Genomic DNA, 13,146 nt, shown 5'->3' with positions numbered 1-13,146 from the left:
GCTTAAATTGGGGTTGCCTGGTTATTATTGCATTCTTTCCCCGGGTTCTTTTTACTGTTTCCGAGATTACTCATGTATATATTTTGCGTGGCTGCCATGCAATGATATAATAATTAACGTTAACGTTGAGGGGAGTTAGTTAGCATGGAAAACATGATGCCCAAATATCAAATTATTACCTTCGGTTGCCAGATGAATGAACACGATTCCGAGCGAATTGCCGGCATGCTGGAACATTGCGGTTATATCCCAACGGACGAGCAGAATGAGGCCGATATAATTATCATCAATACCTGCTGCGTGCGTGAAACCGCGGAAAATAAAGTTTTTGGCCTTTTAGGCAGGCTTGGAAAACTAAAAAAAGAAAAGCCCGGGCTTATTATCGGCATGGGCGGGTGCATGAGCCAGCAGGAACACATGGGGCGAAGAATTAAACAGCGTTTTCCGTACGTAGATATTGTCTTCGGAACCCATAACATTCAAACACTTCCCGATTTAATCGCCCGTGTAAATGATAGTCGCCAACAGGTTATTGACGTATGGCCCGAAGCTGGGGCCATCAATGAGGGCGTACCCGTGAAAAGGGCCGGCGGCGTCAGAGCCTGGGTGACGATTATGTACGGCTGTAATAACTTTTGCACTTACTGTATTGTTCCTTACGTACGCGGCAGGGAAAGAAGCAGGCAGCCCGAAGCGATTATTCGGGAAATAGAGGAATTGGGCCGGCAGGGTTACAAGGATATTACTCTGTTGGGGCAAAATGTTAATTCTTACGGTAAGGATTTGGAAAGCAATGTGGATTTTGCTGAACTGCTTACGGAAGTCAATAAAATTGAGGGCATTGAAAGAATCCGTTATATGACTTCCCATCCGAGGGACTTTTGTGATAAACTGATTAAAACCATTGCCCGGTTACCAAAAGTTTGCGAACATATTCACCTGCCCGTACAAGCGGGTAGCAATCACGTTTTAAAACTTATGAACAGGGGGTATACCCGAGAAGATTACTTTTCCCTGGTGGGAAAAATCAGGTCGGCAGTGCCGGGTGTTTCACTGACCACGGATATCATGGTAGGGTTCCCCGGTGAGACGGATGCCGATTTTGCGGATACCATTGACCTGGTCCAAAAAATTGAGTTTGACGGCGCGTTTACTTTTATTTACAACAAAAGAAGGGGTACTCCGGCTGCCAAAAGGGAAGACCAGGTGCCCGAAGAAATTAAAAGCGCGCGCATCCAAGAACTCATCAAGCTGCAAAATGAGATTACCCTGCGCAAAAACCGGGGGGAAGTTGGCAGAATCATGGAGTGCCTGGTGGAAGGCCCGAGCAAGACCAATGCGGATCTTATGAGCGCCCGGACGAGGACGAACAAGATCGTGGTTTTCCATGGTGAACGGGGCATGGTAGGCCAGATGATGCTTTTGCGCATTACTGGTTTTAGCCTTACACATCTGGTAGGCGAGGTAGTTTTAAATAATTTTTAAAATGGGGGTAATGTCGTGTCGATTTTGGAAAAAGCTTACGAGTTGGGCCAGGAGATAGCTGCATCAAGGGAACTGGCTGACATGAAAAACGCCGAGCTGTTAATGCTTCAAAACGAGGAAGCTAAAAAAATTATTGAGGAATTTAAAGAAAAGCAAAAAATATATATGTCGATTCAGCGGCAAGGTAAAGAGCTGACATCAAGCCAGAAAGAAGATGTGGAAAGAATCGAAAAAGCCATGCTGGATAATCCTTTAATTTATAATTTCTTTAAAGCGCAACAAAACTTTGAAAAGGTACTGGAAGAGATCAATAACATTATATCCCAGGCCATAGCCGGCCAGCATGCTTCCTGCTCGGACGAGTGTTGTTCCTCATGCAGCGGTTGTGGTGACTAACACGGCAACTAACCCTGGCTTTATAAGCCGGGGTTTTATTTTGAATTATTTAACACTGTGTTATAATGTCCCTAGGAGGGAACAGCAGTGGCTTATACCCCAATGATTGAACAGTACCTGCAGGTTAAACGGAATTACCAGGATTGCATTTTATTCTTTCGCATGGGCGATTTTTATGAAATGTTTTTTGATGACGCTATAATTGCTTCCAAGGACCTGGAAATAACCCTAACCTCCCGGGATGGAGGGGGAGGGGAGAAAGTGCCCATGTGCGGGGTGCCCCACCATGCGGCGGAGTCCTACATTGCCCGCCTTATCGAAAAAGGCCGCCGGGTGGCCATTTGCGAGCAAATGGAGGATCCCAGGCAGGCCAGGGGACTGGTTAAAAGGGAGGTTATCCGAGTGGTTACCCCCGGCACAGTGATTGAAGGGCAATGCCTGGATGACAAGAGCAATAATTACCTGGTTTCAATTATTGTGGAAGACGATGGATGTGGGCTGGCTTGTACCGACGTTTCCACGGGATTATTTACGATTACGGAATTTGCAGGCCCAAGCGCTTTTGCGGAGCTTGTCGATGAAATGTCACGCCTTGACCCCGCTGAAGTACTGGTGGCCCGGAAGGACCTGGAAACGGTCAAATGCCGGGTTCCCAAGCCGGCCGGTGTAATCACCGTACTGGACGATGCAAAGTATCAATATGAAGCGGCTGTGGAGCTGATGAACCGTCAATTCGGGAGCCATTGGCTTGAAGGGGAAGCTTTCAGGCCGGTTTACGGTGTAAGGGCTGCCGGTGCTGTGATTTGTTACCTGGAGGAAACGCAGAAAAGAACACTCAAGCAGATTAATCAACCAAAAGTTTATTTTACCGGACAGTATATGAAAATGGACGCTGCTTCCCGGCGCAACCTGGAACTGACTAGTTCCATCAGGGACGGCTCGCGTTGGGGTACGCTGATCTGGGTGCTGGACAATACCGACACGGCCATGGGCGGTAGGTTGCTAAAATTATGGCTCGAGCAGCCGCTGGTGGATACGCGCCAGATCAACATGCGCCTTGATGCGGTTGAGGAACTGACAGGTAATATAATACTGCGCAAGAAAATCAAGGATGCCTTGCGGCAGGTTTACGACCTGGAAAGACTGGCAAGCCGAGTTGCTTATGGTACTGCCAATGCGAGGGATTTACTGGCAATAAGAAAATCCTTTGATGTTTTACCCGCCCTGAAAGGCCTGTTGAATCAATGCGGCTCTGCGTTGCTGGTTGATATCAGGAATGATCTTGATGACATGCGCGACCTGAATGACCTTTTGCACGCAGCCATTGCGGAAGAACCCCCGGTTTCCGTGAGGGACGGAGGAATTATCAAAAACGGTTACCATCCCGAAGTAGACCGCCTGCGTGCTGCCAGCAGGAATGCGAAGGATTGGCTGGCCAGAGTTGAGGCTGAGGAAAGGGAAAAAACCGGCATCAAATCGTTGAAAGTAGGTTATAACAAGGTTTTTGGTTATTACCTTGAAGTAACCAAGTCCAACCTGGGCCAGGTGCCGGATTATTATATTCGTCGTCAGACTTTGGTCAACGCGGAGAGGTTCATTACTCCCCAGATCAAAGAATACGAAGAAATGATTATGGGTGCGGAAGACCGGCTGGTTCAGTTGGAATACCAGTTATTTAGCGACATAAGACAGAAACTGGCAGATGAACTTTATCGCGTTCAAAATACAGCCAGGCAACTGGCCAAACTGGATGCGCTGGCGTCTCTGGCCGAGGTTGCCGAAAGAGCCAATTACGTGCGTCCCGTGGTGAATAACGGCAACAAGATCATCATACGCGACGGCAGGCACCCGGTGGTAGAACGGGTTTTGGGAGCCGGTAATTTTGTGCCGAACGATACTTTGTTGGATGAACATGGGATAATTTTGCTGACCGGCCCTAACATGGCCGGCAAAAGCACTTATATGCGCCAGGTCGCCCTGATTACGTTAATGGCACAGGCTGGTAGTTTTGTTCCTTCTTCCAGCGCCGAAATTGGTGTGGTGGACAGGATTTTCACCCGTATCGGTGCTGCTGACGACCTGGCGGGAGGTCGAAGCACATTTATGGTGGAAATGAGCGAATGCAGGGAAATTGTAAAAAATGCAACCGCAAAAAGCTTAATTATCATGGATGAAGTGGGCAGGGGTACCAGTACCTATGACGGTATCAGTATTGCCAGGGCGCTGGTGGAGTACATACATCAGGAAATAGGAGCCAGAACCCTTTTTTCTACACATTACCATGAGTTGACCGATTTGGAGGACTTGCCGGGCGTGCGTAATTATACAGTTAGCGTGCGGGAAAAAAATGACGAAATTATATTTTTACGTAAAGTCCTCCCCGGCAAAGTGGACAGGAGTTACGGAATCCAGGTGGCCCGGCTGGCCGATTTACCGGAAGCGATTTTAAGCCGGGCGAAAAATATACTGGCGGAACTGGAAATGCGTAATGGAGTCGAAAAAAAAATCGCCGTATATTTGGAAGCAGGAAACAAAAAAACTGTAAGTGGCCAACCACCGGAACAATGTAACGGTTGTCCTAATAAGTTTATTCTTGAGGAAATTACGAACTTGGATATTATGCGGTTAACACCACTTGATGCATTAAACTTGTTGGCCCGCTGGAAACAAAAAATAGAATGTGAAGTGAAGATGGAAAATAGGTTATTGCAGGATATTGACACTGGTTCGAAGAATTAAGTATTTTTAATCAGGATATAAACACTAGTTCGAAGAATTAAGTATTGATTTTGCTGCAAAAACACCACAGCGGCAGGTGATCCGGCGGATTTCCGGAGTGTGTGGAGCACTGGATGCGGTCCCTAGCCCGTCATATCCCAAGAGCCATGACCCCTTAGGGCGTGAAGAAGTAGTTAGGCAGTAAGTTGCAAGCGTTAACTACAAGCTTCACCGGCCTCAAGGGTAAAATTGCGAAACGAACGATTGATACCGCCGGAGCGCCAGATAGAAGTAGGCGATTTTTGAAGCAAAATCAGTAATTTAATATAGATGAATTGATGTGGGTCTTGGGGGTGGAGTGAATGTATATCGGCATCGATGTTGGAGGAACATGTACCGACGCCGTACTGCTGGATAATGGCCTGGTGATGGCTACCGCCAAGGTACCCAGCAGCGATAATATTCTAACGTCCTTGCTGAAGGCACTTGATCAGATTATGAAGGGTGTGCCCGCGGAATTAATTGAGCGAGTGGTTTTTAGCACGACTTTAATAACAAATTTAATCGCCGAAAAAAAATACGATCCAGTAGGCTTGATCTTAATCCCCGGACCCGGTTTAAGCCATGCGCATTATCAATATAATACCGATACATACATTATATCCGGCGCCATTGATTATCGAGGCCGGGAAATCATGCCTCTGCGCCACGAGGAAATTCAAAACGCGGTTAATAATCTGAGCGCCAAGGGTTATAAAAAAGTAGCGGTGGTCGGTAAGTTTTCCGTACGAAACAATAAACATGAAAAGGAAGTTGCCTCCAGAGTTAAGCAGTATAACCCGGATTGGCAGGTGGAAATGGGCCACCAGGTGGCCGGTCAACTGAGCTTTCCCAGGCGCGTGGTGTCCACCATGCTGACCTGCGCCACCAGGGACAAATACTCGTTTTTTGTTGATTCCGTCAACGAAGCACTGTCCAGGCGCGGCATTAAAGGAACTGTTTATATACTTAAGGCCGACGGCGGCACGATGCCCTTAAGCAAAGTTGCCGGTATGCCCATAGAAACCATTTTCAGCGGTCCCGCGGCGAGTACGCTGGGCGTGCAGGCATTAATTCCGCCGGGAGAAACATCGGTTGTCGTGGATATCGGCGGCACCACAACCGATCTGGCCCTGATTTTAAGCGGCCAGCCGTTACTCTCTTCCAGGGGAGCCCGGGTATACGACCAACTTACACAGGTTCGCGCTCTGGCTGTAAAATCCGTTCCCGTGGGCGGCGACAGCGTCGTGGAACGGGTTGGTAAGGAGATTTTACTTTATTCGGAAAGGCTGGGAGCGCCCTACTGTCTGGGGGGGCCGATGCCCACACCGACCGACGCCTTAAGGGTGCTCGGGCTAACCAACCTGGGCAACCTGGATAAGGCATGTGAGGCTATGGAATCAATTGGCCAGCCGCTGGGGATGAGCTGTAACGACGTTGCCAGCTATGTTACCAACTTGGTTGTTGACATGATCGTTCAGGAAATAGAAATGATGTTTTTACAATGGCAGCAGGAACCGGCCTACCGGGTGTGGGAGGTTCTACAAAAGCGCAAGGAACGCCCCCGAACGGTGGTTGGGGTTGGCGGCGGGGCCGCGGGCTTTATTACCCAAATAGCGGCCAGGATCGGTTGCTACCCGGTGATACCGCCTTATGCCCGCGTGGCCAATGCCATCGGGGCGGCGGTTGCATTACCCACCTTGCAGGTAAGCTTGCGCGCCGATACGGAGCAAGGCTATTACACCGTTGAAGAGGAAGGTTACCAGGGTAAAATTGACAAAGACCCGTTTAGCGAAGAGGATGCATTGCTTCTGGCAAATGAGTGGCTAAGAAAAAGGGCGGAAAATTATGGGCTTGAAACGATGATTGAAAAAACGGAAGTTACCCGGAAGGATGTATTTACCATGGTCCGCAACTGGGTAACAACCGGGAGGATTTATGATATTTGCGTACAGACTTCCAGGGGTATCATGGGGCATATTGGATCAAGGGGTGGATTTTAAATGAATAGTGATAAAACAGGGCTGATATTTTTTCCGGCTTTTGACTGGGCGATATCGCCCACACACCCCGAACGTGAAGAAAGGTTGCTTTATACTCGGGATCAGATTTTCGAAGAGGGCGTAATGGATCTGCCACAGATCAAGGAGTATGCTCCTCGCCTGGCAACGTTGCATGATATTGCCAGGACTCATTTCTGCGTACCGAGGGTCCAAAGCCAGGTTACCGAAGCGCATCTAATTGCGGCCGGGTCGACCCTGCAACTGGGGGATAGTATTATCAACAAGGAAATCAAAAACGGGTTTGCCCTGGTTCGACCGCCGGGACACCATGCCATGCGCGTCGTGCATGGTAACCGTGGATTTTGTAGCATTAATAATGAAGCTATTTTAGTGGAATACTTGCGCCGCAGGCATGGAATTAAAAAAATAGCCATTGTTGATTCGGACGCCCACCATGGCGACGGCACCCAGGACATTTTCTACCACGATCCGGATGTTTTATTTATATCTTTTCACCAGGACGGGCGCACAATTTTCCCCGGAACTGGTTTTACCCATGAACTAGGAGGCCCCGGGGCCTATGCCAGAACGCTGAACGTGCCCCTGCCCCCGGGAACCACAGACGATACCTTCATGTACGTGGTGGATAACCTGGTATTGCCGGTGGTTAAGGAGTTTCAGCCGGAAATCATCATCAATTCGGCCGGGCAGGACAACCATTATACCGATCCACTCGGGAGCATGCGGTTTACCGCCAGGGCCTACGCCGATTTTACCAAAAAATTAAAGCCTCACCTGGCGGTCCTTGAAGGCGGGTATGCCATTGAATCCGCGCTGCCGTATGTTAATTTAGCTATCATTTTGGCACTGGCCGGCGCAGATTATTCCTACGTGATGGAACCGGATTACTGGCCGGGCCGGTTCAAGGAGAGCCCCGACAGGATATCCAACGTGCACCGGATGGTGGACCAGTTGCTGGAAACCTGGGAGAAACGGGACCAGGTAGACCTCCAAAAGATATTCGGCACAGGCAAGTTCTACCAGCGTAAAAAATCCATCTATTACGACACTGATTATATCGAGGAGGACCAATTGGAAAAGGTCCGGCTTTGCCCCGACTGTCCCGGCTATATTGTTATTGAATCGCGCGCGGAAAGAGGATACCGTGAACCGGTCAGAATTTTTGCCGTTTCCATACCCTTTCAAGCTTGCAACTCCTGTCAGAGCGAGGCCTATGACCTGTATGAAGAATTTAAGCGTAAAACGGAACGCAGTTTTGATTACCTTTACCTGCAGGATAAGTCGACCGATACCTGCATTTCGTATGATAAAAAGAAACAAAAAGAATGGATAACTGAGGGGTAAAGCGGGAAATATGCCAAAAATCATTGTGCTGGATGAGGAAACGGCCTGTAGAATCGCCGCTGGTGAAGTGGTCGAAAGGCCTGTCTCCGTGGTGAAGGAACTGGTGGAAAATGCTCTTGATGCCGGGGCGGATTCCATCAATATATCCGTTCGTGGTGGGGGTATTGACTTTATTTCCGTAATTGATAACGGATGTGGTATAAGCCAGGAGGATACCCCCCTGGCTTTTCAACGTCATGCCACCAGTAAAATTAAACATGCCGGGGACCTGGACCGTATTGAAACGCTGGGTTTCAGAGGTGAGGCGCTGCCCAGCATTGCCGCTGTGTCCGATGTGTCGCTAAAAACACGAGTTCCGGGAAATAATGAAGGGTACCATATCCGCGTTCATGGCGGTAAGGTTATGGAATCGGGACCGGTTGGCTGTCCTGCTGGGACAAGCGTTACGGTGCGGGACATTTTTTTTAACACCCCCGCACGTCGCAAGCATCTCCGGTCCAGATCCACAGAGGCCGGATTAATTAACGACCTTGTTTATAAACTGGCATTAATCAATCCCCGGGTTAAGTTTACTCTGGAACACAACGGGCGCGAGATATTGCGAACGCCGGGTTCGGGAAAAACACTGGACGCACTGGTCTCCGTGTACGGGTTAAACGCGGCGGAGATGCTGGTGCCGGTAAGTTGTCAAGACTCGGGCATAACTATGGAAGGTTACGTCGGAAAACCGGATCTTAGCCGTAGCACAAGGCAGCAGATAACACTGGCGGTTAACGGGCGGGTTATTCGCAGCCCGTTAATTAACAACGCTCTTGAGGAAGCCTACCGGGGGGTATTGACCACGGGGCGTTACCCGGTGGCGGTTTTGTCGTTCAGGTTACCCCCTGAAATGGTGGACGTCAATGTACATCCTTCCAAAATGGAAATTAAAATCGACATGGAAGATAAGCTGACGTCCCTGGTAACACAGGGCGTGCGCAGGGCCATGAAAGAGGTAAGTTTAGTGCCCTCGATTAAACGAGAAAATTTCGGGGAAAAGAAATTACCGCCCACAAGCGAACCGTTTCGGTTAAACCTGGCCAGCCAGCCGTCGCGCCCGGCGGAATCAACAAATTTAACCCGAAAGACCAGTGATACAAGTTTTACCCGTAACCCCGGAGACGCACCGGAAACGAGCGTAGCATCCGTTGCGGAAAACCCGCCCCACGCCCCGCATTACCCGTTTAAACCGGGAAACGAGGCGGACACCGGCGCGGTCGGGGAAAAATACCGGCCGGACGAAGGCGAGCGCGGAGAACAGGTTGCCGAAACACGAATGAACTACCACCGGCAGCCCTTTCCTGAACTGCAGGTAGTTGGGCAGTTAATGAATATGTACATAGTGGCCGGCAATGACGAGGGAATTTACATCATTGACCAGCACGCTGCCCATGAACGGATTTTATTTGAAAAATATAATCAGCTTTTAAGCGAAGGCAGCCCGGAAATTCAGTTTTTGCTAACGCCGGTGCATATTGATTTGCGAATTCATGAAAAAGATATAATTAGGGAATATAAAGCCAGCTTTGAGGCTTTAGGTTTTGTTTTTGAAGACTTCGGACGGGACAGTCTTTTGCTCCGGGGCATTCCGGCGGATTGTTCCGCCGGCGAGGGCGAGCGGATCATTTTGGACCTTGTCGAAACTATAATGGTAAGAGGTAAGGTGAATAATAACAGGGTAAATTATGAACTGGCGTCTATAATGGCGTGCAAAGCGGCCGTGAAGGGGGGGGAAAGGCTGTCCGCTGACGCGATGCAGGTTTTGGTCAACCGTCTGGCGCGGGCCGGCGAACCGTACACTTGTCCACATGGCAGGCCAACAGTAATTTCTATTACCAGGCGCGAATTAGACGCCATGTTCAAGCGCACGTGATCGAGGGGGGATCAACTGTGGTAAACATGCCGGGAGGCATGCCTCGCTGCATTGTAACCACGTCGCTAAGGGCCCACGCCGATCAGTTGGAGTTGGCCGTAAGGATCAGCCGGGAGATAGGCGCTCCGCTCGTTGCCAGGAATAAAAAAGCGATCAAGAAGCTGTCGGAAGAATGGAATGTTTCCGGTGTTGTTGTGGTCGACGCCAATAAAGTTGCCTATATTACCGGAGAAAATGAATTTTTTTTCCATCCTTCCATGGCCGTGCTGCGCATAAAGGAAATTAAGTCAGGGAAAAATGATCAGATGATTAGCGCTATGAAATTGTCTTCGGGGCAGCGCGTATTGGATTGCACTTTAGGCCTGGGCACCGACGCCATAGTAACAAGTTACGTACTTGGAACAGAAGGTGTTGTGGTAGGGTTGGAATCCTCACCCGTTATCGCTGCCATCGTTCGCACCGGCCTGCAAAGCAACTATAAAAAAGTCGGCCGGGATGTGCTGGAAGCGATGCGGCGTGTGAAGGTTAAATGCGCCGACCATGGAGCAGTATTGGCTGAACTGCCGGAAAACAGTTTTGATGTAGTTTACTTTGATCCAATGTTTCGACTGCCGCGGTTGAAATCAAGCGGGATTAATGCCCTCAGGCCGCTGGCTGACCACAGGCCCCTGACACCAGAGGTAATCAAACTTGCCATGCGGGTTGCAGCAAAACGGGTGGTTGTAAAGGAAGGCAGAAGATGCAACGAGTTGAGACAACTCGGTTTTGAACACTTTGTTGGGGGGACCAACGCCCCTGTTATTTATGGTGTTATGGTTAAGGGAAAGTAATGGGGGATATACCTTGGATAAAATACCGCTTTTAATTATTGCCGGGCCGACGGCTACGGGTAAGTCCGCGGTTGCCGTGCAAGTGGCCAAACAATTGGATGGCGAGGTGGTGTCCGCCGACTCCATGCTGATCTACCGGCGCATGGATATCGGTACCGCCAAGCCTACCCTTTCCGAAATGGAAGGTATCCCGCATCATTTAATAGATATTGTTGAACCCGACGCAAATTTTACGGTGGCGGTTTATCAAAAAATGGCCAGAAAGACAATTGCGGAAATTGACCGCCGGGGCAGGTTACCGATCTTGGTAGGTGGAACCGGGTTTTATATTGATGCGGTTATTTATGATTATGATTTTGGTTTTTCCGGCATCAACCGGGAACTGAGGGATGCGTTGAAACGGGAGGCGGAAGAAAAAGGAAATGAGGCTTTGTATCAAAAACTCCGGGAAGTGGACCCACGGGCGGCGGAACGAATTCATGTCAATGACGTGAAAAGAATTATTCGGGCTCTGGAAATATACCACCAGGCAGGTGGTTCGGGTTCGCTATCCCGCCGGGAAAACAAAAAAGAATATCCCTGTTATGCGAAACTGTTTATCGGCTTGTCATATAACCGTGATGAGTTGTACCGTAGAATTGAAGCGCGAGTGGATAAAATGATTAACGACGGGTTGGTAAGTGAAGTGGCGGGACTGCTGAACGACGGTTACCATCCGGGGTTGACTTCAATGAAGGGATTGGGTTATAAAGAGATTGCTGGTTATTTACAAAACGAGTATTCGCTGGAAGAAGCGGTTAAGCTATTGAAAAGAAACACCAGGCGATTTGCCAAGCGGCAGTTGACTTGGTTTAAGCGATATAGTAGTATCAAATGGATAGATATGGAGAAATATGATACAATAAACAATGCTGCGGATAAAATCTTGAGCTTTATAAGGCAGGAAATTGCTTTAGCAGGTAGAAAGAAAAAAGAAAAAATACCAACGGAGGGAACCACATGTCAAAACCTCAAATAAATTTACAGGATGCTTTTTTAAACCAGGTCAGAAAAGACAATATACCCGTAACAATTTTTTTGGTTAATGGATTTCAGTTAAAAGGAATGGTTAAAGGTTTTGATAATTTTACAGTGATCATGGAAAGCGACGGAAAACAAATGATGGTATATAAGCACGCGATTTCCACCGTCAGTCCCATGAAGCCTGTGAATACAACTTTTTCGGAGCCTAAAGTCGGCTGATTTCAAGGAAACGCCCGTTTGAGCAACTGGGCAGTATACCGGCTTTACGATATAGTTATTGTTGATTAAGTCGCTAAACCGCGGATTCCGGTCTCTCATACGAGAGACTTTCATTTTTCAGTCAGCTTGACCTGGCCGGGCGCATAAACATTAGTAATATGCCCGGTGAGGTGATGGAATTGGTAAGAGTTAAGATGTGGCATACATCCGGGGGAAAAAATATAATTATTCCGGAATCCAACGAGCGTCCATCCCCCGAAAAAGATAAGACAAGATCAATTCCGGAGAAACACGGGGCGAAGGGAAACGACCCTGATAAAATTATTTCCATCAAGCAAGAGTTGGAATCACTGGTGGGTCTCCATAACGTTAAAAAACATATTAACGAAATATACGCTTTCATGGAAATCCAAAAGCGAAGATCCCGGGAGAAATTGCATACCGAGTCCCAGGTATTGCACATGGTGTTTAAAGGAAACCCGGGTACCGGCAAAACAACGGTGGCCAGGATCCTGGGCAAACTATTCAGGGAAGCGGGCATTTTACCCAAGGGGCACCTGCAGGAAGTGGAAAGGGCCGATCTGGTGGGGGAATACATAGGGCACACCGCCCAAAAAACCCGGGAACAAATCAAAAAATCTCTGGGGGGCATTTTGTTTATTGATGAAGCCTATTCCCTGGCCAGGGGCGGGGAAAAGGACTTCGGCAAAGAGGCCATCGATACAATCGTCAAGGGCATGGAGGATCACAAGGATAATTTGATTATCATTCTGGCCGGGTATAGGGACGAAATGGATAGGTTTATGCAAACAAACCCCGGACTGCGTTCCCGGTTCCCCATTCATATCACCTTCCCGGATTACTCAACGGATGAATTGATCGCCATCGCTGACATGATGCTGCAGCAAAGGGAGTATCGCCTGTCAGCTGGAGCCAGGGAGGAACTGGTTAATATTATAGAATCGATGCGCAGGTTACATGAGCACAACGGCAACGCCAGGCTGGTTAGAAACCTGATTGAAAGAGCCATGCGCGTGCAGGCGGTGCGCTTGGTTCAGTTAAAAGAAATTTCCCGGGAAGATTTGATGACTATAACAAGAAAAGATATGGCCGGTGCGCGGGACGCTATCAATAATTAATTCAATAAAAATAAACT

Annotated in this window: 10 protein-coding genes; all 10 read left to right on the top strand. The window is 48.6% G+C overall.

The window, feature by feature from the left end:
- Window positions 1-144 precede the first annotated feature (144 nt).
- Window positions 145-1,485, top strand: a complete 1,341-nt coding sequence (miaB, locus tag IT084_RS10285; RefSeq protein WP_243276899.1) for a tRNA (N6-isopentenyl adenosine(37)-C2)-methylthiotransferase MiaB — start codon at window positions 145-147, stop codon at window positions 1,483-1,485.
- Between the two features lie 15 nt (window positions 1,486-1,500).
- Window positions 1,501-1,881, top strand: coding sequence for a YlbF family regulator (locus IT084_RS10280; protein ID WP_195712771.1), 381 nt, complete (start codon window positions 1,501-1,503; stop codon window positions 1,879-1,881).
- Window positions 1,882-1,983: 102 nt separating this feature from the next.
- Window positions 1,984-4,620, top strand: a complete 2,637-nt coding sequence (gene mutS / locus IT084_RS10275; RefSeq protein WP_195712816.1) for a DNA mismatch repair protein MutS — start codon at window positions 1,984-1,986, stop codon at window positions 4,618-4,620.
- Window positions 4,621-4,961: 341 nt separating this feature from the next.
- Window positions 4,962-6,641 (top strand): hydantoinase/oxoprolinase family protein, encoded by a 1,680-nt coding sequence (locus IT084_RS10270; protein ID WP_195712770.1) that lies wholly within the window; start codon window positions 4,962-4,964, stop codon window positions 6,639-6,641.
- Window positions 6,642-8,006, top strand: a complete 1,365-nt coding sequence (locus tag IT084_RS10265) for a histone deacetylase (protein ID WP_195712769.1) — start codon at window positions 6,642-6,644, stop codon at window positions 8,004-8,006.
- Between the two features lie 10 nt (window positions 8,007-8,016).
- Window positions 8,017-9,918: a DNA mismatch repair endonuclease MutL gene (gene mutL, locus IT084_RS10260; protein WP_195712768.1), complete on the top strand. Its 1,902-nt coding sequence runs from the start codon at window positions 8,017-8,019 to the stop codon at window positions 9,916-9,918.
- Between the two features lie 26 nt (window positions 9,919-9,944).
- Window positions 9,945-10,748, top strand: coding sequence for a class I SAM-dependent methyltransferase (locus IT084_RS10255; protein WP_243276902.1), 804 nt, complete (start codon window positions 9,945-9,947; stop codon window positions 10,746-10,748).
- Between the two features lie 13 nt (window positions 10,749-10,761).
- Window positions 10,762-11,766 (top strand): tRNA (adenosine(37)-N6)-dimethylallyltransferase MiaA, encoded by a 1,005-nt coding sequence (miaA, locus tag IT084_RS10250; protein ID WP_243276898.1) that lies wholly within the window; start codon window positions 10,762-10,764, stop codon window positions 11,764-11,766.
- Window positions 11,748-11,990, top strand: a complete 243-nt coding sequence (hfq, locus tag IT084_RS10245; protein ID WP_195712767.1) for an RNA chaperone Hfq — start codon at window positions 11,748-11,750, stop codon at window positions 11,988-11,990. Before miaA ends, hfq begins: the two co-directional genes overlap by 19 nt.
- Before the next feature lie 179 nt (window positions 11,991-12,169).
- Complete coding sequence (locus IT084_RS10240) at window positions 12,170-13,129, top strand: AAA family ATPase (protein WP_243276897.1); 960 nt, start codon at window positions 12,170-12,172, stop codon at window positions 13,127-13,129.
- Window positions 13,130-13,146: the final 17 nt, after the last annotated feature.

Source organism: Desulfallas sp. Bu1-1, from assembly GCF_015594625.1.
GTDB lineage: Bacteria > Bacillota > Desulfotomaculia > Desulfotomaculales > Desulfallaceae > JADNRQ01.
This window is presented reverse-complemented; position numbering and strand designations above follow the sequence as displayed.